Source organism: Mycolicibacterium lacusdiani, from assembly GCF_021916785.1.
In the GTDB taxonomy this organism is placed as follows: Bacteria; Actinomycetota; Actinomycetes; order Mycobacteriales; family Mycobacteriaceae; genus Mycobacterium; species Mycobacterium lacusdiani.
In genome coordinates this window covers 146973-169595 of record NZ_JAKCFC010000002.1, presented here as the reverse complement: position 1 = coordinate 169595, position 22623 = coordinate 146973, and the positions used below count along the sequence as shown (strand labels likewise).

24 protein-coding genes are annotated in these 22623 nt (G+C 69.9%); 9 read left to right on the top strand and 15 right to left on the bottom strand.

Going from position 1 to position 22623, the window contains the following annotated elements:
- Positions 1–100 precede the first annotated feature (100 nt).
- Positions 101–691 carry a hypothetical protein gene (locus LOK44_RS05795; RefSeq protein WP_237569082.1) on the bottom strand — a complete coding sequence of 197 codons (591 nt, stop codon included), beginning with the start codon at positions 689–691 and terminating at the stop codon, positions 101–103.
- A gap of 148 nt (positions 692–839) precedes the next feature.
- A complete protein-coding gene (locus LOK44_RS05790) occupies positions 840–1043 on the bottom strand; it encodes a cold-shock protein (RefSeq protein WP_163921351.1) in 204 nt (67 codons plus the stop codon).
- 337 nt (positions 1044–1380) lie between these two features.
- Here LOK44_RS05790 and sftH point away from each other — a divergent pair, with 337 nt between their 5' ends.
- Both sftH and LOK44_RS05780 read left to right on the top strand, forming a co-directional pair.
- The gene (sftH, locus tag LOK44_RS05785; protein ID WP_237569081.1) at positions 1381–3720 is read left to right on the top strand and encodes a DNA 3'-5' helicase SftH; all 2340 of its coding nucleotides are present in this window, start codon (positions 1381–1383) and stop codon (positions 3718–3720) included.
- Between the two features lie 273 nt (positions 3721–3993).
- Positions 3994–5064, top strand: coding sequence for a PAS domain-containing protein (locus LOK44_RS05780; protein WP_237569080.1), 1071 nt, complete (start codon positions 3994–3996; stop codon positions 5062–5064).
- A 34-nt stretch (positions 5065–5098) separates the two neighbouring features.
- Here LOK44_RS05780 and LOK44_RS05775 read toward each other — a convergent pair whose 3' ends face one another.
- From LOK44_RS05775 to ssd, 7 genes are all read right to left on the bottom strand, one after another.
- Entirely contained in the window at positions 5099–5455 is a 357-nt protein-coding gene (locus LOK44_RS05775) for an Rv3654c family TadE-like protein (protein ID WP_283817748.1), read from the bottom strand.
- The gene (locus tag LOK44_RS05770; protein ID WP_237569078.1) at positions 5433–5726 is read right to left on the bottom strand and encodes a TadE family type IV pilus minor pilin; all 294 of its coding nucleotides are present in this window, start codon (positions 5724–5726) and stop codon (positions 5433–5435) included. The genes LOK44_RS05775 and LOK44_RS05770 overlap by 23 nt, the downstream gene beginning before the upstream one ends.
- A gap of 23 nt (positions 5727–5749) precedes the next feature.
- Entirely contained in the window at positions 5750–5950 is a 201-nt protein-coding gene (locus tag LOK44_RS05765; RefSeq protein WP_237569077.1) for a DUF4244 domain-containing protein, read from the bottom strand.
- A gap of 66 nt (positions 5951–6016) precedes the next feature.
- The gene (locus LOK44_RS05760) at positions 6017–6580 is read right to left on the bottom strand and encodes a type II secretion system F family protein (protein WP_237569076.1); all 564 of its coding nucleotides are present in this window, start codon (positions 6578–6580) and stop codon (positions 6017–6019) included.
- Positions 6577–7377: a type II secretion system F family protein gene (locus LOK44_RS05755; RefSeq protein WP_237569075.1), complete on the bottom strand. Its 801-nt coding sequence runs from the start codon at positions 7375–7377 to the stop codon at positions 6577–6579. Before LOK44_RS05755 ends, LOK44_RS05760 begins: the two co-directional genes overlap by 4 nt.
- Positions 7374–8534 carry a TadA family conjugal transfer-associated ATPase gene (locus LOK44_RS05750; RefSeq protein ID WP_237569074.1) on the bottom strand — a complete coding sequence of 387 codons (1161 nt, stop codon included), beginning with the start codon at positions 8532–8534 and terminating at the stop codon, positions 7374–7376. Before LOK44_RS05750 ends, LOK44_RS05755 begins: the two co-directional genes overlap by 4 nt.
- Positions 8531–9589, bottom strand: coding sequence for a septum site-determining protein Ssd (gene ssd / locus LOK44_RS05745; protein ID WP_308192715.1), 1059 nt, complete (start codon positions 9587–9589; stop codon positions 8531–8533). The genes LOK44_RS05750 and ssd overlap by 4 nt, the downstream gene beginning before the upstream one ends.
- A gap of 120 nt (positions 9590–9709) precedes the next feature.
- On the opposite strand from ssd, the gene LOK44_RS05740 reads away from it, so the two are divergent.
- From LOK44_RS05740 to LOK44_RS05730, 3 genes are all read left to right on the top strand, one after another.
- Complete coding sequence (locus LOK44_RS05740; protein ID WP_237569073.1) at positions 9710–10027, top strand: DUF6317 family protein; 318 nt, start codon at positions 9710–9712, stop codon at positions 10025–10027.
- On the top strand, positions 10024–11790 hold the full coding sequence (locus LOK44_RS05735) for an alpha/beta hydrolase (RefSeq protein WP_237569072.1): 1767 nt from the start codon (positions 10024–10026) through the stop codon (positions 11788–11790). The genes LOK44_RS05740 and LOK44_RS05735 overlap by 4 nt, the downstream gene beginning before the upstream one ends.
- Positions 11791–12202: 412 nt before the next feature.
- Positions 12203–13060 carry an HAD-IB family hydrolase gene (locus LOK44_RS05730; protein WP_237569071.1) on the top strand — a complete coding sequence of 286 codons (858 nt, stop codon included), beginning with the start codon at positions 12203–12205 and terminating at the stop codon, positions 13058–13060.
- Between the two features lie 432 nt (positions 13061–13492).
- On the opposite strand, the gene LOK44_RS05725 is transcribed toward LOK44_RS05730, so the two are convergent.
- Positions 13493–14239, bottom strand: coding sequence for a Fic family protein (locus tag LOK44_RS05725; RefSeq protein WP_237569070.1), 747 nt, complete (start codon positions 14237–14239; stop codon positions 13493–13495).
- A gap of 170 nt (positions 14240–14409) precedes the next feature.
- Here LOK44_RS05725 and acs point away from each other — a divergent pair, with 170 nt between their 5' ends.
- Positions 14410–16362, top strand: coding sequence for an acetate--CoA ligase (gene acs, locus LOK44_RS05720; RefSeq protein ID WP_237569069.1), 1953 nt, complete (start codon positions 14410–14412; stop codon positions 16360–16362).
- A 1-nt stretch (position 16363) separates the two neighbouring features.
- Here the strand turns inward: acs and LOK44_RS05715 are convergent, their stop codons facing one another.
- A complete protein-coding gene (locus tag LOK44_RS05715) occupies positions 16364–17026 on the bottom strand; it encodes a S1 family peptidase (RefSeq protein ID WP_237569752.1) in 663 nt (220 codons plus the stop codon).
- A gap of 191 nt (positions 17027–17217) precedes the next feature.
- Here LOK44_RS05715 and LOK44_RS05710 point away from each other — a divergent pair, with 191 nt between their 5' ends.
- Entirely contained in the window at positions 17218–17724 is a 507-nt protein-coding gene (locus LOK44_RS05710) for a phage holin family protein (RefSeq protein WP_237569068.1), read from the top strand.
- Positions 17725–18699: an alpha/beta fold hydrolase gene (locus tag LOK44_RS05705; RefSeq protein ID WP_237569067.1), complete on the top strand. Its 975-nt coding sequence runs from the start codon at positions 17725–17727 to the stop codon at positions 18697–18699. It begins immediately after the preceding gene.
- Here the strand turns inward: LOK44_RS05705 and marP are convergent.
- Genes marP through nth form a run of 4 tightly spaced genes read right to left on the bottom strand, consistent with a single transcriptional unit; the run spans position 18696 to position 22088 of the window.
- Complete coding sequence (gene marP, locus LOK44_RS05700; RefSeq protein ID WP_237569066.1) at positions 18696–19883, bottom strand: acid resistance serine protease MarP; 1188 nt, start codon at positions 19881–19883, stop codon at positions 18696–18698. The two genes, LOK44_RS05705 and marP, sit on opposite strands and share 4 nt — an antisense overlap.
- Complete coding sequence (locus LOK44_RS05695; protein ID WP_237569065.1) at positions 19880–20662, bottom strand: NUDIX hydrolase; 783 nt, start codon at positions 20660–20662, stop codon at positions 19880–19882. The genes marP and LOK44_RS05695 overlap by 4 nt, the downstream gene beginning before the upstream one ends.
- Complete coding sequence (locus LOK44_RS05690) at positions 20659–21306, bottom strand: TlpA family protein disulfide reductase (protein ID WP_237569064.1); 648 nt, start codon at positions 21304–21306, stop codon at positions 20659–20661. The genes LOK44_RS05695 and LOK44_RS05690 overlap by 4 nt, the downstream gene beginning before the upstream one ends.
- Before the next feature lie 29 nt (positions 21307–21335).
- On the bottom strand, positions 21336–22088 hold the full coding sequence (nth, locus tag LOK44_RS05685) for an endonuclease III (protein WP_237569063.1): 753 nt from the start codon (positions 22086–22088) through the stop codon (positions 21336–21338).
- 94 nt (positions 22089–22182) lie between these two features.
- Here nth and LOK44_RS05680 point away from each other — a divergent pair, with 94 nt between their 5' ends.
- Entirely contained in the window at positions 22183–22521 is a 339-nt protein-coding gene (locus LOK44_RS05680) for a hypothetical protein (protein ID WP_237569062.1), read from the top strand.
- Positions 22522–22623 lie beyond the last annotated feature (102 nt).

Genomic DNA, 22623 nt, shown 5'->3' with positions numbered 1-22623 from the left:
TGTCCGGATCAGGTAGTAGATACCCACCCTGGGCCATCGGCAACTGACAATTTCGCATTACGCGGCAGCGTACGCAAACCGGCTCGCTTCGAGACAGACGTCAAGTACGTGGCCACATGGAGAACGCCTCGGTGTCCCCCGGAGGTTCCCCCACGTTCTCTACCAGGCGTAATAGCCTTCGGCGACCACTGATGCGCAGTGCCGGACGGGACCCCCTGGTACCGATCAGGGTCGGAGCGATGCCGATCCGCATCATGGCCGATGCGAGTGCGGAATGCGTATCGGGTGCGTGCGGGTCGAGGCCGAGCAGGTATCGGTCGGCCTCCGGGTAGCCGGCCGCCAGCGTCCACGCCCGAAGTTCCCGCGGCCCGGGCAGCCACTGTGGCGGCACCGTCTTCACCGCGCCGCGCGTCCACGCGGCCGCGATCGGCGTCAGGCGCTCGTCCACGGCCGTGCGCACCAGCGGACTGTCCTCGTCGGTGCGGGCGATCTCGGCGGTGAGACCCGCCTCGTTGATCATGTCGGCGAGCGCCTCGGCCCGCCACAGCCGATCCACGACCACCGAGAGTCGCGCTGCCCGCTGCCCACCCTCAGTCACCAGCACCGCCTGGCCCGGCGCGGCGAGGATCCCCGTCAGATCGGAGACCGCAGGCGGCACCGACTCAGCCGAGAAGAAGGACAGCTGACTCATCAGCGTCGGTTCCTCGCGAAGGCGCTCGTCACGATCCCGACCCTAGGCCAGCGAGCGCCCGGTCACGCCTCACCGGGCCGATGACAGATAGGGAAACCCCCGCAGTCCCGGACGAGAGCTGCGGGGGTTCTCTGTCAGCCGGCGTCGCTCAGACGGTGCGAACGCTGAGCGCTTGCGGGCCCTTGGGGCTGTCCTCGATCTCGAACTCGACCTTCTGGTTCTCTTCGAGGGTGCGGAATCCGTTGGACTGGATCTGCTTGTAGTGAACGAAGACGTCGCCGCCACCGTCCTCCTGTTCAATGAATCCGTAACCCTTCTCCGGGTTGAACCACTTGACAGTTCCCTGTGGCATTTGGTGCTTCTTTCCTTCTACTACAGCGGGTGCGGTCCACCGTGCTTCGGTGGGCCGGGCCCGTTCCGACCGCCATACCAACGCGTGAGTCGTCGGAACGATCCGGCTTCGACCCTCGCAGGGACCGCGACCGCAACGACGTTCCTGCGAGTGCTGACACACGAACACAGAAGCTGCGACCGCCATAAGTCAATCACGTAGAACGCCCACGCGACAGGTTCCCGATCAGTAGGTGGGGAACAATTGTCAGGGGGTGCCGGGAAGGGCCTGAACGCACCGCGATCGGACCGTTCGCGAACCGCACGGGGACCACCCCAATAACGTAAGGAGGCAACCCGTGTCGGGTCTGGCGCCGGACTTCGGTCGAGAGCTTCTCGACTGCGCCGTCGCGGGCGGCGAAGCCGACGAACACCCGCTGCGCCACGTCGCCGATCTGGCCGCGCGCAGCGCCCGCAGGCGGCCGTGGCCGCACTGGGCGCCGCGCGACGTCGTCGACGCATTCATCGCGCGCGGCATCACCGAACCGTGGACCCATCAGGTGACCGCAGCCGACCTCGCGCACTCAGGGCGCCACGTCGTGCTGAGCACCGGCACGGCGTCGGGTAAGTCACTGGCCTACCAGCTTCCGATCCTCACGGCCCTCGCGGACGATCCCCGGGCCCGCGCGCTCTACCTGTCCCCGACGAAGGCGCTCGGCCACGACCAACTGCGCGCGGCGCAGTCGCTGACCGACGCCGTCGAGAGACTGTCGAGCGTGGCACCGTGCCCGTACGACGGCGACAGCACCACCGACGCCCGGCAGTTCGCCAGGGAACGGTCGCGCTGGTTGTTCTCCAACCCGGACATGATCCACTTCTCGATGCTGCGCAACCACGCCCGCTGGGCAGTCTTCCTGCGCAACCTACGATTCATCGTCGTCGACGAATGTCATTACTACCGCGGAATCTTCGGCTCCAACGTTGCGATGGTGCTGCGCCGTCTGATCAGGCTGTGCGCCAGGTACTCGGCCGACGGATCCGAGCCCACGGTGATCTTCGCCAGCGCCACCACCGCACAACCCGCGGAGACGGCGTCGGAACTGCTGGGCCACACCGTCGCCGAGGTCACCGAAGACGGCTCCCCGCACGGCGGACGAACGGTCGCACTGTGGGAACCCGCGCTGCGGACGGACCTGGTCGGCGAGAACGGGGCGCCGGTCCGGCGGACCGCGGGCGCCGAAGCCGCCCGCGTGATGGCCGATCTCGTGGTCGAGGGCGCGCGCACGCTGACGTTCGTGAGGTCGCGCCGCGGAGCAGAACTCACGGCGCTCGGAGCCCGCGCCCGGCTCGAGTCGGTGGCACCCGATCTGACCGATCAGGTGACGTCGTACCGGGCGGGCTACCTATCCGAGGAGCGCCGCGCACTGGAGACCGCCCTCGCCGACGGCACGCTGCGCGGGCTGGCCACCACCAACGCACTCGAACTGGGCGTCGACATCGCGGGCCTCGATGCCGTGGTGCTGGCAGGCTTCCCGGGCACCGTGGCGTCGTTCTGGCAGCAGGCCGGGCGGGCGGGCCGACGTGGTCAGAGCGCCTTGATCGTGATGATCGCCCGCGACGACCCGCTCGACACCTACCTGGTCCACCACCCGGCGGCGTTGTTGGACAAGCCGATCGAACGCGTCGTGATCGATCCGGCCAATCCGTACGTACTCGGCCCGCAGCTGCTGTGCGCCGCGACCGAACTCCCCCTCACCGAGGCGGAGGTCCGGACGTGGAACGCCGAGGAGGTCGCGGCGGCACTGGTCGACGACGGCCTGTTGCGCAAGCGCCCCAGCGGCTACTTCCCCAGCCCCGGCGTCGATCCCCATGCCGCAGTGGACATCCGCGGCTCCTCCGGCGGGCAGATCGCGATCCTCGAGGCCGAGACCGGCCGCATGCTCGGCACCACCGGTGCCGGACAGGCCCCCTCGACCGTGCACCCGGGCGCGGTGTACCTGCACCGCGGCGAGACCTACCTGGTTGACTCGCTCGACTTCGAGGACGGCATCGCATTCGTCCACCCGGAGGATCCCGGATACAACACGTCCGCACGGGAAGTCACCGACATCGTCGTCACGGGCCCCGGCGAACGCAGCAGCCACGGCGACGTCACCATCGGGCTGGTTCCCGTGTCGGTGTCGCACACCGTGACGAGCTATCTGCGGCGCAGACTCAACGGCGAGGTGATCGACTGCGTCGAACTCGACATGCCCACGCACACGCTCGACACGATGGCCGTCATGTGCACGATCACGCCGGAAGCCCTGCAGCGCAGCGGGATCGATCCGCTGCGGTTCCCCGGGTCGCTGCACGCCGCCGAGCATGCGTCGATCGGCCTGCTGCCGCTGGTGGCCAGCTGCGACCGCGGCGACATCGGCGGCGTGTCGACGGCGGTGGGTCCGGAGGACGGGCTGCCGACGATCTTCGTCTACGACGGGTATCCGGGCGGGGCGGGTTTCGCCGACCGAGGATTCCGTCAGATCGTCACCTGGTGGTCGGCGACGGCCGACGCGATCGAGGCCTGCGAGTGCCCGAACGGATGTCCGTCCTGCGTGCAGTCGCCCAAGTGCGGCAACGGCAACGATCCCCTGGACAAGGCGGGCGCGGTGACGGTGCTGCGGCTGGTCCTTCGCGAACTCGGTCGCCGGCGTACGTGAACCCGGCCGTGGCGACGACCCACCCCTCGATGGTCGTCGGCCACGGATGCCGGTTCGCCCCGGGCCGAGCCAAGGGACAACGGACGCCACAACGTGATCCGTCGTTCGCCACGGCCAGCAGGGCGTAGTCGGAAAGTACCCCTCAGCTGGAGCAAGGGCAAGCCGTTTCGGCCCATCGACCGACGGTTGGACCAGGCAGAACGGGGAACCGGTACGAAATTCGCATCGGTCGATCCGCCCGGTCCGAAAAGTTCGCGCCGTTAGAATTCGCCCATGACCCCCGACTGGCTCCTGGTGGAGACTCTCGGCACCGAACCGGTGGTGGTCGCACAGGGCAACCACACCTTGAACCTGGTGCCGGTGAGCGCCTTCCTGCGTCGCGACCCGAACTCGATGACGATCCAGACGGCGATCGCCGAGACCGTTCGTGCAGGTCAGGGCTTGAGCAGCATCACGCCGAAGAACGACCGGGTGGTGCGCACCGAGGTGGTGCAGATGACCGACGGCACCATTCACGGCGTGCACCTGTGGGTCGGGCCCCCGAGCGTCGATCCGCCGGCACGGCCGCTCCCGGGGCCGCTGAAGTGGGACCTCACCGACGGCGTTGCCACCGACACGACGGAATCACTCGCCAACAGCGGCCGCGACCCTTCGGTCGAGACGACCCACGGCCGGGCCTTTGCCGAAGACTTGCCGACCCGTGACTTCAACGAACGGGAAGCGCACGTGCTCTCGGCGGCCATCGAGCCCGAGCCGGGCAAGGTCTACTGCAGTTCGTGGGACCTCACCGACCACGCGGGCAACCCGATCGTCGTCGGCTTCGTCGCACGGATCATGGCCGAGAGCGACGGTGGCCCCGACCGGCTGATCTGCCGCGCGATGAACTGGCGCAGCGTCCGCGACGACTCCACGATGAGTCCCGCCGACGTCGGGCGCAGCGTGATCGACGAGGAGCCCCAGCCTGGCGTGCACCGGGCGCTGGTCGACCTGAAGTCGTGGACGTTGCTCAAGTGGCTCGACGAGCCGTGCCCCTACTACGACTGGCGGCACCGCGACGACGGCGAGCCGATGGTGCATCCCGACGACGCCGACGACGTCGCCGCGATGACGGCGGACTTCGGGTCGAGGGACTTCGGATCGCAGTCCGCGTCGCGGGTGCTGCGCCTGCACGGCAACGACGGCGGCTGGACGCCGATCCACGTGACGGTGAACCGCGTCGAACTCGGCGACGGCGTCTACGCGGGGATGCTGTCGCTGCGCGAGCCGACCGAGGCCGAGCGTGCCGACTACGAGGGCCGCCCCTCGCGGCTTCGCCTGCTGCGCAACAGGATCGCGCGGTCCTGAGCCGTACTCATCCGGGACGGGCCGCCCGGCCGGCTCATTCCTCGGGCCCCGCTCTGGCCGCTGCTCGCGCCGTCCCGAAATCCCACCGCCCCACTTGGGCGGTGACGTCCACCCGGACCACGACGTCGAGACCGTCCACCACGCACTCGGCCACGCGTCCGTGCATCGCGGCGGCGATCGACTCCGCCCACGCACACGCGGCGTCAGGTCCGAGCCCGAGCCGGCCTGCGGCCGCCAGAGCGGCGAGGTCGGCGGCTGCCTGAGCGCGATGGCGCGCGGAGACGGCCGACCCCACTGCGACACCGCCGAGCGCCACGGCCACCAGTACCGCGACCATCGCTGCCGCCACCACGGTCGCCGAGCCACGGTCATCGGTTCTCCAGCGCGGCAACGGCTTCGGCGGAGATGACGATCCCCGGCAGCAGCGGCGACGTCGAGGTGACGCGCGCGACGACTCGACCCGCATCGTTGCGCACCTCGAGCCGCGCGCCCGTTGGGCCCGCACGGTCGAGCACCCCCGACGCGTCGTCACCGCGAGCCGCGAGCCGGGCGGCCTCGCGCGCCGCATCCACGCAGCGCACGTGCGTCGCCACCGCGGTGAGACCCGCCAGGCACAGCACCAGCACCGCCACCAACGACGCGACCGCCAGGGCCGCCTCCACGGTGACGCTGCCGGCATCACGGGTCAGACGTTGGTCGTGAGCGCGCGGCTGATGATGTTCGTCAGCGCACTGACGATCGAGTCGCCGGTCACCACCGAGTAGAGGATGGCGCCGAACGCGGCGGCCGCGATGGTACCGATCGCGTACTCGACGGTCGACATGCCCGTCTCGTCGACCGCCAACAACGTCAGCCTCGTCCTCAACCATCGAATCGCGTTGCCCATGATCGTTCTTCCTCTCCTTCATCGTGACCGCGGGCCGTCCGCAAGCCAGTCCGTCGTCGTGCGATCTCACAGCACACCGGAGGTCAGCACGTCGCCCGCGAGCCCGACCACCACCGGCACGATGCCGAGGCACAGGAACGCAGGCAGGTAGCAGAGTCCGAGCGGACCGGCGATCAGCACCGAGGCACGTTCGGATGCGCCCGTCGCCGCGTCGGCCGCGTCGTGCCGCGCTTGCTCGGCGAGTTCGATGACGCCCTGGGCGAGGGCGGTGCCCGACGCGGCCGACCGCCTGGCGAGCCGAACAAGTGCCGCGATCGCCACGTGGTCGCTGGTCGGGTCGGCCCACGCGCGGGCCGGATCGGCGCCCATCGCAAGCAGATCCGCTGCTCGCGACAGCACCTCGGCCAACGGCTGCGGCGCCGACCACGCCGCCGCGGACGCAGCACCTGCCACCGTCATCCCGGACGACAGACACGCCGCGAGGACGTCGAGGCTCGACGCCATGGCCAGCGGGTCGTCGGAGTCGTCCGTCCGCGCGCCCGAGACGGGACGACGGCGAGACGTCCCGGGTCGGCGCGACGTTCCGCCGAGGAGCACCGCAGTTGCCAGTAGTAATGCCGCCCACGTCACGAGACGACCCGGTTCACGATGCCGTCGGACCACAGCAGCCCCGCGCAGACCAGTCCCGTGCCAACCAACAGCAGCCACCCGCCCAGGCCGTCGCTCAGCAGGAAGCGCACGGGGTCTGCGCCGATGAGCTGACCGAGGGCGATCCCGAGCATCGGCAGACCGGCGAGTATCGCGGCGGTGGCACGCGCGCCCGCCATGCCCGCCCGCACCCGGGACGCGAACCGTTCGCGCTCCACGATGTCGCGCTGCGCAGTGCGCAGCAGCGTCGCGATGGCCAGACCGTGGGCCTGCGCCAGCCCCCAGCACGCCGAGAGTCGCTCCCAGTACGCCGGCGACGCCGAACCATCCGCAACCGCCAGCAGTCCCGACCCGACGTCCGCACCGAGGCGCGCCCGCGCGGCGACGTCGCTCAGGGCCGCGGCGACCGGCCCGTGGGTCTCGCGGGCGGCGGTCTCGAACGCCGCGACGGGATGCGCGCCCACCCGGAGTTCGCCGATGAGGACGGCCAGGCCACTCTGCAACACGCCGGCCTCCTCCGACCGCAGGCCGTCCCGCCGGGACGCGTACCTGCGCCTGCCGAGCGTCGCCGCCAGGACCGCGGCCGCCGCGACCACCGGGATGGGCACGACGACGACCAGGGCCACGAGCGCGGTCAGCGCCGCCACCGTCACCGGTCCACGCCCCAGACTTCGCCGTGGGGCCTCGCGCCGGACCAGCCGGGTGCGCGGCGACGCCGGCGCCAGCAACACAGCGGAGGCGAGCGCGAGAGCTGCCACCGCCACCGTCGACCCCGTCACCGCCGACCCCGTTCGGCCAGCATCGAGCGCAGCCGCACCATGCCCGCCCCCGCGCCGCCGTCTGCATGCCAGGCCGTCTCGGTCGACACCTCGCCGCCCGATCCCCTCACGAGCACGGCGATCTCGGTGAGACGCCGTCGCCCGCCTGCGTCTCGGCTGACGTGCAACAGCACCTGGACCGCGGCGGCAAGCTGGCTGTGCAGTGCCCTGCGGTCGAGTCCGCCGACGGCGGCGAGCGCCTCGAGCCGCGCGGGCACCTCGGCCGGGTTGTTGGCGTGGACCGTTCCGGCTCCCCCGTCGTGGCCGGTGTTCAGCGCGGCAAGCAGGTCGACGACCTCGGCACCGCGCACCTCGCCGACGACGATGCGGTCGGGTCGCATCCGCAGTGCCTGGCGAACCAGGTCGCGCACGGTGACCTCGCCGATCCCCTCGACGTTGGCGGCGCGGGCGACGAGCTTGACCAGATGCGGGTGGCGCGGCGCCAACTCGGACGCATCCTCGACGCACACGATGCGCTCGTCGGCGGCGACCGCGCCGAGCGCTGCCGACAGCAGCGTCGTCTTGCCCGCCCCGGTCCCGCCCGCCACCAAGAAGGCCAGCCGGGCCGCGATGATCTCGTCCAGCAGTCCCGCCGCCTCCCGTGCGATCGCGCCCGACCGCACCAGCGCGGCGAGGTCTTGGCTGGCGGGCCGAAGCACCCGCAGCGACAGGCAGGTGCCCGCCTCCGCAATGGGCGGCAGCACCGCGTGCAGCCGGACCGTGAACGCACCGAAACCCGTGAGCTGGCCGTCGACCCAGGGCTGCGCATCGTCGAGCCGACGGCCGACCGCCAACGCCAGCCGTTGCGCGAGCCGTCGCACCGCTGCCTCGTCGGCGAAGCGAATCATGCTGGGCCGCAGTCCAGAACCGTCGTCCACCCATACCCCGTCCGGCGCGGTGACGAGAACGTCGGTGGTGCCGTCGGCCCACAGCAGCGGCTCCAAGATGCCCGCACCGGTCAACTCGGTCTGCATGACGCGCAGCTCGTTGAGCACCTCGGTGTCGCCGAGCACGCCGCCCGACTCGGCGCGGATGGCGGCCGCGACGACGTTGGGCCGCAGCGTGAGTGCCTCACCAGCCAGCCGCTCGCGCACCCGCTCGACTCGCGAAGCGCTCACGCCGCACCCACCGCGGACTGACCGCCCAGCACCTGGTGCACCTGGCGCGCCGCTACTGCGAGCGGCGACCGGGCCCGCACGGACAACCCACCGTGCTCGAGGACGTTCGACAGCTGGGGTTGTGGCCGCATGGCCGCCAGCAGAGGCAGCCCGGTCAGAGCCGCGACGTCGGTGGCGCGCAGTCCGCCGGGCGCCGGCCCACGCACCACGATGCCGACGTTGGGGTTGAGCCCCGTCACCCAACTGCCGACTGCCGCCGTCGCTGCACACGACCGCACGTCCGCAGACGTGACGAGCACGACCAGATCGGCTGCCTCGAGCACCACTTCGGTAGCAGGACAGGCGCGCCGGGCGACGTCGCAGACCGTCACCACGCCGCCGCGCGTCGCTGCGTCGAGCACCGCAGCGAGCGCCCGGGCGTCGATCTCGTGGGCGGTCCGGCCGGCCGAGAGCACGGTGACCCCGCGCTTGCTGGGAAGCGCATCGTGCAACGCGGCATAGGCCAGCCGACCGCCCTGTAGCGCCAGGTCGGGCCAGCGCAGACCCGCCGACGACTCGCTGCCCACGACGAGGTCGATACCGCCGCCCCACGGGTCGACGTCGACCAGGAGTGCCTCGGTGGCGACCATCGCGACCGCCGTTGCGAACACCGACGCACCCGCCCCACCCCGGCCTCCCAGGACGGCGATCACCGTGCCGCGACGGCCGCGCTGCGGCTCCCCCGCATCCGACAGCTCCGCCACCAGTTCGGCCTCGCCGTCCGGCAGCGTCAGCACCCGCCGCACCCCGACCGCCATCGCCGCGCGCCATTGCTCAGCGTCGAGTTCGCGGCGGCTCACCAAATACACGTGGTCGCGCCGGGCCAGTGCGAGATCGAGGCAGCGACGCGCGGCCTCGGCGTCCACGACGACGGCTGATGCGGCCGACCAAACCTGCTGTCCCGACGGCTGTTCGGCGTGCACCACCCGTAGGCCGACAGCAGCCGCGATGCGGTCGACGTCGGATCGCAGACCGGTATCGAGGACCACGCAGAGGATGCCACCACTCGAACTCACGACGACCACTCTGCTGCGGTGGACCGACGGAATGCGATACCCAGAACGACATCTGGGGATGAATCCGGGACTGTGGATGAATCCGACACCACCTACGAGCGCGGCCATAGAGTTTCCGCCATGGCTTCGTCGTCGAAAGTCGACCCATCCGCACTGTGTGCCACTGCCGCCACGAATTCCGAGGTCGCCGGGTTCATGTCCGAACTCCCTGTCGCGCAGTCGATGACGCGCGTAGCGGGGGACCTGGTCGATCTAGTGAGCGGATCGGCCTGCCGGTTCGTGGGCGACGTGCTGGACGGCGTCGCTCGCTCCCTGGCCGACGAGCTGTCGACCCACTCGGAGCGCCTCGTCGCCGCGGCCGAGCGGTATCGACGAGCCGACGAGGATCTCGGCCGGCGCCTCCGGATGACCGACTGCCATTCAGTGTCGCCGCCATGAGCCTCACGATCAGCGCGGTCCGCGCCTCCCGACCCGGAGAACTCCGTCAGGCCGGGCTCGACGTCGCCGACGCCGTCGGCGCCTTGGCGGCGCAGGAGTGCTCCCACCGTGCTGCGGTGCACGGGCTGCGCGCAACGTGGCACGGGCCGGCATCGGACGCCGCCACCCGTGTCGCGGAGTCGACGACCGAGCGGATGGCGGTCGTGTTTGCCGCGCTGACCCGATTGCAGTCCGCGCTCCGCACCGGCTCCGACGCGTTGACCTCCGAGCGCAGCGCCATCCTGTACGCCGTCGATCGACTCGACGGTCAGGGCTGGTCCGTCGCGCCCGACGGTTCGGTCTCGGTGCGCCCGGGCAGCGCGCTGGCGACCTTCGCCGCGACGAGCCCGGTCGACGCGATGCGCGTGCGAGCGTTGGCCACGGACCACACCGCTCAGCTGACGGAGCTGCTGTCGTTGTTCGACGTAGCCGACCGCCGCCTCGACCGGACCCTTCGCGACGCCATCAGTGGCGTGCGGTTCGGCGACATCCCGATCGCCTCCGGCGACCCTCCGGACAGCGGGGAGCACGGACCGGCCGTCCCGGTCGACGGCGACCCCGTCGAAGTGAGGGACTGGTGGAACGCGCTCACGCCCGCCGAGCGCATTCGGATCGTCGCCGAACACCCGGATCAGCTCGGCGGCCTCGACGGCGTTCCCGTGTCTGCGCGCAGCGACGCCAACGTGCGAGTCATGACCCGGGACGTCGACCGAGTCGAACGGCGGGCCGCCGTCACGGGCGGCACCGTGGATCAGCTGAGAGCGAACGCCGAGCGATTCGGCCTGACCTCGGCGGCCGTCACGCGGTACGACAACGCACTGCGGGTGCGGTCGGCGCTGGCCGCGAACTCCGCTAAGACCGGTGGCGTTCCGGCCTTCCTATACGTCTACGAGCCAGAGACATTCGGTGGCGAGGGGCGCGTCGCGGTGGCGATCGGCAACCCCGACGAGGCCGACAACACCACCGTCGTGGTGCCGGGCGTCGGCAACGGAGTGCACACCGGCTGGCTGTCGGGTGACGACGCGGTGAACGTCTACGCGGAAACGTTCGCCGCAGATCCGAGCCGCAAACTCTCGGTCGTGGCCTGGATGGGCTACGACGCACCGGACAGCCTGGTCGATCCCCAGATCGCGCAACCGGCTCAGGCCCGCCACGGCGGCAACCTGCTCGCCAACGACGTCAACGCCCTGGACGTCACCAACCGCGGCGACTCGCACGTCACCGTCGTCGGTCATTCCTACGGATCGACCACCGTGGCCGACGCATGCGCCGGCTACGACATGCGCGCCGACGACGTCGTGCTGATCGGGTCGCCGGGCACCGACCTCGCGCGCACCGCAGACGACTTCGGCCTTCCACCCGGGGGCCAGGTCTTCGTCGGTGCGGCGTCCACCGACCCGGTCACGTACCTCGGCGTAGACACCCGAGGCACGGACGTCGGCATCGCCCTAGGAGCCGACCCGGCCCAGGCCGATTTCGGCGCCACCCGCATCAAGGCCGAGGTCACCGGACTGTCGACACCGTGGGATGACCACAGCGGATATCTCGCGCTCGGCGGCGAGTCGCTCTACGGCATCGCCGAGATCGCCTCCGGCCACGCCGATCTGCTGGACGATCGCGGCATGATCGCCGGCCGACGGCGCACCGTGGCGCTGCCGGGCATGCCCGATCTCGAGTTCGATCCCGAACTGTTCCGGCCGGCCACCGGCGGACACGCACATTGACCGGGCTCGAGGGATTGGCGAGCGGGCGACTTCCGCGTTGGTTGCCCGGAACGTCGAAGTGATTCAAAGGAGTATGAGGTGACGTGGCTGCCCGGCTACCTCTGGAGCGGCACTAGCGAGTGCGTCCGAGCGGGGGTGCCAGCAAAATCTTCCCCAGAAAAGGGACGACCCCCGCCAGGGGGGGAGGAGGCGGAGGTCGTCGTGTATCAGCCCCGGGGGGTCGGGCTGATCCACACCCGGCATAAGCCGAGTGATGTTCACTATACACACGCCGACAGGTCGCAGCGCAAGACTTGCCCGTTGCCGAAACCACGTCGTGACCTGGAATGTTGCAGCCACCCGCAGGTGGCTGACTCTGCCACCCCGCCGGCGGCTCGGGGGCGGGTCACACCCGGCCACCTATGCTGAGATCGTGACCGCCTCCGACTCGGCCTCGGACGACGCCCGCACGGTTCCACCGGCGCCCGAGGCCGACCACCCGGTGCGTACGGCCGCGTTCTTCGACCTGGACAAGACCGTGATCGCCAAGTCGAGCACTCTCGCGTTCAGCAAACCCTTCTTCGATCAGGGCCTCATCAACCGGCAGACGGTGCTCAAGTCGGCCTACGCGCAGTTCCTGTTCCTGATGTCCGGCGCCGATCACGAGCAGATGGACCGGATGCGCTCGTACATCACCAACATGTGCACCGGGTGGAACGTCGACCAGGTGAAGTCGATCGTCGCCGAGGCGCTGCACGACATCGTCGATCCGCTGGTCTTCGCGGAGGCCGCGAATCTCATCGCCGACCACAAGCTCTGTGGCCGCGACGTCGTCGTCGTCTCGGCGTCCGGCGAGGAGATCGTCGCGCCGATCGCGCGCGCCATCGGGGCAACGCACGCCATGGCCACCCGCATGGTGGTCGAGGACGGCAAGTACACCGGCGAGATCGCGTTCTACTGCTACGGCGAGGGCAAGGTCGACGCCATTCGCGAGCTGGCTGCGCGCGAGGGTTATTCGCTCGAGCATTGCTACGCCTACTCCGACTCGATCACCGATCTGCCGATGCTCGAGGCCGTCGGCCACCCCACCGTGGTGAACCCCGACCGGGCGCTGCGCAAGGAGGCCGCGGCACGCGGTTGGCCGGCGCGCACCTTCAACCGGCCGGTTCCCCTGCGCGATCGGATCCCCGCTCCGTCGGGCGCCGCCGTCGCCACCTCGGTCGCGGTCGGCGCCAGCGCGTTGGCAGCCGGTGCGCTGACGTACTCGCTGCTGCGCCGATTCGCGTTGTGAGCCGCCGGACGACGTAGCTGAGCGCTTCGGCCGTAACGATCCGGCGACGCGCTGCTTTTGGCCCTTGATGTGACCGCCGTCACGGAGTACAAAGGAAGCACGGAAGCTCGACGAGGCCAAGACCGCACCGGAAGAGAAGGTACGTTCTCCCGACTCGAGTTACCCAGCACGGATCCCCGGTACCCACGCGGAGCACGCCGCGATATGGCAAAAGTGTTGCGGGCCTGCGGAATCGAGGAAAGCGAGCGGTGACGACGACTTCTTGGGTGGAGTCACAGCCGTAGCGCATCGCGAGAACGCCGAGGCCAACCCACGCAGCCCACCAAGCACGCTTGGTAACCGGGTTCCGTGCTAGCGGGCGACGAGCAGAGTCACATCTCGAATGTGGATCGGAGCGTCGCCCGCTTTACGTTGCTGGGACCGCCCGGCCGCTCACTCGGACAGCGCCTGAGCGATGCTCAACGCTTCCCGCGCGCCGGCATGCAGACCGCGCGCACTATTGATCAGCCAGGCCGTCAACCCATCGGGCGTACCGGCGGCGAACCCGCGAGCCGAGGCCTTGTAATCGCCCGACTGCCGCATCCAATACATCTCCGGCACGCCGAGGCCGTGCGGATCCAGTCCGCTGTTGATGGTGATGAGCCGGGACACCGCCCGCGCCACCACGCCGTCGGCCACGCCGAACGGCGCCAACGTCAGCAGCTCACCGTGTGCGACCGCCGCCAGGACGTGGGCGGGCACCTTCGTGCCGCTGGTCATGATGTCGCCGAGCAGTTCGAGGCGACGTGCCGCGTCACCGTCGGCCCGCGGCCTGCCCAACCGGTCGTCCTCGGCGAGATCCGACGCCGCCAGCGCGTGTAGCCGCGCGATCGCCTGCAGTGGCGCGCGCTGCCACACCCCGACCAGCGCCGTCGCACCGCCTTCCAAAGCCTCGGCGACCCGCAGCGCGCCGGAAAGTATGGGGTCGGCCTCCCCCGCGTTGGCCAGGTCCAGGGTGCCGCCGTCCAGCACCGACGATGCCCGAGCGGCGCGCACCGACGCCTCGGCGGCCGCCGTGGGCCAGCCCCGCAGGTTGTACTTGTGACGGTGCGCGCGGCCGAGGGCTTCACGCGCCTCGTCGCCTGCCGCGGCCACACCGGGGAGGTCCGCGAGCGGGGCAAGGGGATCGAAGTCGGCCACGACCGCACACGGTAATCCCCCTCGTGACACGGTCTCCGCACGGTGTCCGGGCCGCAGCGACGACCGTTGAGCCCGGCTCTCCGCTCGCTCGTCGCTCCTGCAGCACCGCCCGCAGCCGACGATGTGAGTCAGCAACCGCAGTGCAACCTCTGGTGACTACAGTCACATCCATGTCCGACACGCACACCGAGGCCCAGTCGTCCTACGCGCCTTCCGCCGACTTTGCCTCGAACGCCAACGCCACCGGTGAGCTGTACGACGCGGCCGAGCGGGACCGGCTCGCCTTCTGGGCCGACCAGGCCAACCGGTTGTCCTGGGAGACACCGTTCACCGAGGTGCTCGACTGGTCGGAGGCACCGTTCGCCAAGTGGTTCGTCGGCGGCAAGCTCAACGTTGCCTACAACTGCGTCGATCGCCACGTCGAGGCAGGCAACGGCGACCGGGTCGCCATCCACTGGGTCGGTGAACCGGTCGACGATCAGCGCACCATCACCTACGCCGAACTCAAGGACGAGGTGTGCAAGGCCGCCAACGCCCTGACGGATCTCGGCCTGGTCGCCGGTGACCGCGTCGCGATCTACATGCCCATGGTTCCCGAAGCCATCGTCGCGATGCTGGCGTGCGCGCGACTCGGCGTCATGCATTCGGTGGTGTTCGCCGGCTACTCCGCGTCTGCGCTGCGGGCGCGCATCTCCGACGCCGAGGCCAAGGTCGTCATCACCACCGACGGGCAGTACCGCCGCGGCAAGGCGGCGTCGCTCAAGGAAGCCGTGGACGAGGCCGTCAAGGGCGAGACCACCGTCACGAACGTTCTGGTGGTGCGCCGCACCGGGATCGACGTCGAGTGGACCGACGGTCGGGACCTGTGGTGGCACGAGGTCGTCGATCGCGCCTCGACCGACCACGCGTACGAGGCGTTCGACGCCGAGCACCCGCTGTTCCTGCTGTACACCTCGGGTACGACCGGCAAGCCCAAGGGCATCATGCACACGACCGGCGGCTACCTGACGCAGTCCTCGTACACCCATTACAACGTCTTCGACGTCAAGCCCGAGACCGACGTGTACTGGTGCACAGCCGACATCGGCTGGGTCACCGGGCACACCTACATCGTGTACGGCCCGCTGTCGAACGGCGTGACGCAGGTGGTCTACGAGGGCACGCCGACGTCGCCGACCGAGCACCGGCACTTCGAGGTCATCGAGAAGTACGGCGTCACGATCTATTACACGGCGCCGACCCTGGTCCGCACGTTCATGAAGCTGGGCAGGCAGATCGCCGCCGAGCACGACCTGTCGAGCCTGCGCCTGCTGGGCTCGGTGGGCGAGCCCATCAACCCCGAGGCGTGGCGCTGGTACCGCACGGTGTTCGGTGCCGATACGACGCCGATCGTCGACACGTGGTGGCAGACCGAGACCGGCGCCATCATGATCTCGCCGCTGCCCGGCGTCACCCACGCCAAGCCGGGTTCGGCCATGACGCCGCTGCCGGGCATCTCGGCCAAGATCGTCGACGACGACGGCAATCAGCTCGAGCCGGGCACCGATCACGGCGAGCAGGCCAACGGCTACCTGGTGCTCGACAAGCCGTGGCCGTCGATGCTGCGCGGCATCTGGGGCGACCCGGAGCGGTTCAAGGAGACCTACTGGTCGCGGTTCGCCGAGCAGGGCTGGTACTTCGCCGGCGACGGCGCCCGGTACGGCAAGGACGGCGAGATCTGGGTGCTCGGCCGCATCGACGACGTCATGAACATCTCCGGGCACCGCATCTCGACCGCCGAGGTCGAGTCGGCACTCGTCGGACACTCCGGCGTCGCCGAGGCCGCCGTAGTAGGGGCGACCGACGAGCACACCGGTCAGGCCATCTGCGCGTTCGTCATCCTCAAGGCCAGCGCCCACGGCGGCGCCGAGGACATGGTCGACGAACTGCGTGCCGAGGTGGCCAAGGAGATCTCCCCGATCGCCCGGCCCCGCGAGATCCACGTCGTGCCGGAGCTGCCGAAGACCCGCAGCGGCAAGATCATGCGCCGACTGCTGCGTGACGTGGCCGAGGGCCGCGAACTCGGCGACACCTCGACGTTGGTCGATCCGAGCGTCTTCGAGGCGATCCGCGCCAGCAAGTAGGTCAGGCCGCGGGGACCGCACCGACCGGGACGAAACCGGATCCGGGGCGGTTCTTGGCGGTGATGTCGGCCAGCACGGCGTTGATCGACATCGTGACGGCAGGCGTGTGCAGCGGGACGAACTTCACCACGCACGTGGGCAGTTCCTCGCTGAAGGCGCCGTGAATCATGCCGACGAGCCGGTTGTTGACCGTGACCGGCGCGCCCGAGTCACCGGGCTGGCCGCACACCTGGCTGACGATGGTGCCGGGCTCCTTGCCGGGGCCCCACGTGACGCCGCAGGAGTAGCCGGTGGTGCGGCCGAGCTTGCACGACACCTCGCCGAACGCGGGGTCCGGGCCGATGCCGTCGATCTGGAAGCCGTTGACGTTGTTGACCGGCAACACCCGGGCGCGGTCGAACTGGATGACGGCGTAGTCGAGCGCGTCGTTGCCCGCCACCATCGTCCCGAGGATGCCCTGGTCCTCGGCGGCCTCGGACGCGACCTGTGCGCCCGGGCCTCCGCAGTGTGCCGACGTGAAACCGATCAGGTTGCCCCGGCTGTCGTTGCCAATCGCGGTCAACGTGCAGAACGCCTCGCCGTTGATCACGATGCCGGAGCCACCGCCCAGCGGCACCAAGTCCGCGGCCCCGGCCGGCGTGACCGTCGGAGAGAGCAGCGCCATCGCGACGGCGACGACGCTCGCGACGACGGCGCCGCGCCACCACTGTGTTCTTTGCTGCACTCCTGGCACCTCTAACGTCTGCCCCGACCCGCTGAACGCGAAACTCGGTCAGTCTAGGCCGGGCGGGACGGTTGAGCCCCGCGCGACATGGCAACATGATCCGCAATGACCCCGACGCGGAGGACCCGTCCATGAGCGCTGGCGACCGTAAGAACGGCGTGCCGACCACGGTGGCGTCGATCCCTCTGGTGGATCCGCATGCCCCCAAGGCCGACCCATCGGTCGGCGACCTGGTGAAGGATGCGACGGCACAGGTGTCGACGCTGGTGCGGGCCGAGGTCGAACTGGCCAAGGCCGAGATCACGCGCGACGTGAAGAAGGGCCTGACCGGCAGCGTCTACTTCATCCTGGCGCTCGTCGTGCTGTTCTACTCGACATTCTTCCTGTTCTTCTTCGCCGCCGAGCTGCTCGACACCTGGATCTGGCGGTGGGCGGCGTTCCTGATCGTGTTCGGCGTCATGGTGCTGACGACCATCCTCTTCGCGCTGCTGGGCTACCTGAAGGTCCGCCGGATCCGAGGTCCGCAGAAGACGATCGAGTCGGTCAAGGAGGCCCGGGAGGCGTTCACCCCCGGCGGCCACGACCCCAAGCAGCCAGCCATTCCGGCGCAGTCGACCACAGACCCCTCGGGCTGGTAGGTGGCCGGCCGCTCACGCGGTGACGTCCGGCAGCCGCCCGACCCGTCGGTCGTGCGGATCGACGGGCCATGGCGGCATCTGCAGGTGCACGCCAACGGGATTCGGTTCCACGTCGTGGAGGCACATTCCGAGCCGGTCCCGGCCAACGCGGAACGGCCGCTGGTCATCCTGTTGCACGGGTTCGGTTCCTTCTGGTGGTCGTGGCGGCACCAGTTGCGCAGCCTCACCGGCGCACGCGTCGTCGCGGTCGACCTGCGCGGGTACGGCGACAGCGACAAACCGCCGCGCGGCTACGACGGCTGGACGCTGGCCGGCGACACGGCCGGTCTGATCCGCGCGCTCGGCCACGAGCGGGCCACGCTCATCGGGCACGCGGACGGTGGGCTGGTGTGCTGGGCGACGGCGATGCTGCACCCGCGGGCGGTCCGCGCGGTCGGTCTGGTCAGCTCACCGCACCCGGTCGCGCTCCGGTCGTCGGCGCTGCGCCGGCGCGATCAGGGCCTGGCACTGCTGCCGTGGATGCTGCGCTACCAGGTTCCGTTCCTGCCCGAGCGCAGACTGGTCCGCCACGACGCCGCGCAACTCGAGTCGCTGATCCGCAGCCGGTCGACCGCGAAGTGGCAGGCATCCGAGGACTTCGCCGAGACCATTCCGCACCTGCGCAAGGCAATCCAGATCCCGTTCGCCGCGCACACCGCGCTGGAGTACCAGCGCTGGGCCGTCCGCAGTCAGCTCCGCGGTGAGGGCCGGCGCTTCATGAAGTCGATGAAGCGTCCGCTGACGGTGCCGATGCTGCATCTACGCGGCGACGCCGATCCCTACGTGCTGCCCGACGCGGTGCACCGCACGCAGCGCTACGCCCCGCACGGTCGGTACGCGACCATCGAGGGCGCTGGGCACTTCGCCCACGAGGAGGCGCCCGAGGCGGTCAACGAACAGTTCACCAGGTTCCTCACCCAGGTGTACGGCACCTAGGAGATGCAGGTGCCGGTGGCGACGCGCTCGCTGCTGCCGACCTTCGCCATCTGCTTGGCCACCTCGTTGGCGGTCAGCACGAAGCCGGTGTCGACGTCGTCGACCGCGGCACCGAACACCACGCCCAGCACCCGGCCCTCACGATCGATGAGCGGTCCACCCGAGTTGCCCTGCCGCACAGTGCCCCTGATCGTGTAGACCTCGCGGGTCACCGTCGTGGTGTGGTAGATGTCCGGCCCGTTGAGCTGGATGATCTCGCGGATCCTGGCCGGGGTGGCGGTGAAGTCCCCGCCGCCCGGGTAGCCGAGCACGACCGAGTCCGTCCCGGAATCCGCCTCGGCCATGTGGAATTCGAGCGGTGCCGATGGCAGGTTCGGTACGTCGAGGATCGAGATGTCGGCGTTCGGGTCGTAGGACACCACGCTGGCGTCGTAGCTCTGCCCGTCGACCTCGACGGTCACGGTTTCCGATCCGGCGACCACGTGCGCGTTGGACATCACCCGGTTGGGCGCGACTACGAAACCGCTGCCCTCCAACACCTTTTGGCAACTCGGCGCCACGCCGCGGATTTTCAGCACGCTGGGCCGGGTGGCAGCGACCACCTGGTCGGTGGCGAGCGCGGCGTCGGGCACGTCGACGTTGGCGATCGGCGTCCGGCCGAACGGTTGCAGCACGTCGGGCAGTCCCGAGGTGTCCAGCAGCGCCGACAGCCGCGCGGGCACCCGCTGCAGCCACGGCGGGGCGACGTCGTTGACCTCGGCGAGCACGCGCGAACCACGTACGGCGGCAGCGAGATCCGGCTGATCCGACGACGTCAGCGGTGTGGCGAGCAGCCACGCGGCGATCAGCACGGCCACCAGTTGCAGGGCCACGCCGACCACGGAGTCGGCCGTGCGCATAGCCCGGTTGCGGATGGCGCCGCGCACGGCGCGGCCCAGCACCACGCCGGCGATCTCGCCGATCACCACCAGCCCGAGGATCAGGAACAGCGTCACGAACAGCTTCGAGCGCGGGCCGTCCACGTGGCTGACGACGTGCGGTGCGAGCAGGACGCCTGCCACTGCGCCGAGGATCACGCCGACGAAGGACAGCAGGGAGCCCAGCGCCCCGGAACGCCAGCCGGAGACGGCGGCGACGAAGGCGACGGCGAGAACGGCCAGATCCAGCCACTGCGAGGAAGTCATCGTTGGCCCTCACCGTAGCTGCTGGTGGCGCCGACGAGCGCCATTGCCGAGTCGAGTTCGCGCACGTCGTCGGTGTTCCACGGCTTGGCCCAGCCCGCGACGTCGAGCAGCGCGGAGATGACCTGACCGGTGAAGCCCCACACCAGCATCTGGTTGAGCAGGAACGCCGGGCCCGCGTAGCGGCGCGACTTCTGCTTGCGGTAAACCATCAGCCGGTTCTCCGGGTTGATGAAGGCCCGCACCGGCACGCGCGCGACGATCGCGGTCTCACCGGGGCTGACGACGCCGACCGGGCCCGGGTCCGGCGAGTACGCGAGCACCGGTACGACGTGGAAGTTCGACGGCGGGATGAACATCCGCTCGAGGACCGTGAGCGGGTGCAGTCGGTCGGTGTCGATGCCGGTCTCCTCGCGTGCCTCGCGCAATGCCGTGAACACCGGTCCGGTGTCCTCCGGATCGCTGGCGCCGCCGGGGAAGGCAGCCTGGCCGGCATGGTTGCGCAGCGTCGAGGCTCGCACGGTGACGAGCAGGTCGGCGTCGTCGGGCAGTGTGCCTGCGGGCGCCTCGCGCGGACCGGAGAAGAGGACGAGCACGGCGGCGTCGCGTCGGGTGCCCGTCACCGTCGCGGCGGTGCTGGCCACCTCGAAGGCGGCGCGGACGTCAGGTGGAACGCGCCGGGTGTAGGCGTCGGGGATGTCGCTGACCTTGTCGACGAGACCCCTCAGCCAGGCCGGGGCGGCATCGGGGGTCAACTGATCCCCGTCGTGCTCCGCGCTCAACCCTGCACTCCAATCCGTGGGTTCACCGCCTCCGCGATCTCGTCGGCAGTGGCGAATGACCGGGGCAGGATCTCGGCAACGCTACCGTCCATGCGCAGCACGACGGTCGCGGGCATCACGTTGGGCACCTTCAGTGCCGAGGCGACGAGGCGGCGTCCGTCCTGCAGTGTCGGCAGGCGAACGCCCAGTTCGGCGAGACGCAGCAGCGCCGCCGTCTCGTTCTCGTCCTGATGGACGGTGATCACCGAGACCGCCGGACCCATCCGGCGCTGGTACTCGGCCATCGCGGGCAGTTCGTCGGCGCACGGCCCGCACCAGTAGGCCCACAGGTTGAGCACGACGGGGCGGCCGTCGACGGCGCGGCCCACGTTCACCGGCGCACCGTCGCCCGCGCACTCGAGGGTGACGTCGCGCAGTGACTGCGGTCCCGCGCCGGGTCCTGGACCGGGGCAGGGTGGGAGGTCGGCCTCGGCGCGGGGGCCCGCAAGCGCCTCGGGGGTGTCGGCGTCGCGGTGGTCGCGGGCCACGTAGGAGTCCCGCGGTCCGGCCGTTGGCTCGGTGCCGTCGAGTTCCCGCCAGAAGGCGACGCCGAGGCCGACGAGCACCACCAGCACCACGACCGTCCAGCGCGCCGACCTGCTCATCGTCGCGTTCCTCGCGTCACGACGCCGACCTACAGACCGGCCAGGGCCAGCAGGTGTTCGGTCTCCGGTCCCTTGACCAGCGGGGCGGCCAATGCCGGGTCGGTCGGCCCCGTGCCGAACGACGGGCAGTCCTTGGCAAGCACGCAGACCCCGCACGCCGGCTTGCGGGCATGGCAGACACGCCGACCGTGAAAGATGACTCGGTGACTCAAAAGCGTCCACTCCCGGCGCTCGATGAGTTCACCGATCGCGTGCTCGACCTTGACCGGGTCCTCGAGTTCGGTCCACCGCCACCGCCGCACCAACCGGCCGAAGTGGGTGTCGACCGTGATGCCGGGGATGTCGAACGCGTTGCCGAGTACGACGTTCGCCGTCTTGCGTCCGATGCCCGGCAGCGTGACGAGTTCTTCGATGGTCTTGGGCACCTCGCCGTCGAAGCGTTCGACGAGTTCCTGACCGAGCCGGAGCAACGACGTGGCCTTGTTCCGGTAGAAGCCGGTGGGGCGGATCAGCTCCTCGAGTTCGATCCGGTCGGCCTGGGCGTAGTCCAGCGCCGTTCGGTACCGCTTGAACAGTGCGGGAGTGGTGAGGTTCACCCGCTTGTCGGTGCTCTGCGCGGAGAGGATCGTGGCGACCGTCAGCTCCAGCGGCGTGGTGAAGTCCAGCTCGCAGTAGACTTGCGGAAAGGCTTGCGCCAGAGTGCGATTCATCCTGCGCGCCCGGCGCACCAGCCCCAGGTGAGTTTCGTCGTCCCATTTCCCACCGGGTGCCCGCACAGTCACGTCCTCCAGCCTACTGACGAGGCCGTTCTACGATGCTGGGACCGGTGGCAATTCGTGATCCCGCTGAGATGTTCGGCGTGTTTACTTCAGCGTTGTGTCGTGGTTGCTCGTCGCCTTCATCCCAGCATTGTTGATGCTGGCGACGTTCGGGCTGAGCCGCCTCGAGGAGAATCTCGTCGACGATGCCGTCTCCCCCGCCGACGTGGTCGCCGCACTGGAGAAGGCCAAGGCCGACTGCGCCCGTCCTGCGGTGCCCCGGGACGGGGTCGACGAGTACGACTCGGACGCGTTCTACGAACCTTACGAGCCCTTCGGTGGGTGCTACGGCGACCCCGTACTCGCCGAAGCGCCATCCGGTTTGCCGGCTCGGATATACGTTCATCACCGGACCAATCCGGAATTTCAGCCGACTCGCCAGGCGGATCGTGTGTAGCGTTGGCACGTCGAGAAGCGGCCAACCACTAGACTGAATTCGCCAATCCAAACCGGTTTTGGCCTGCGCGTGTCGTGATGACCCGAGAACATAAGAGGGGCA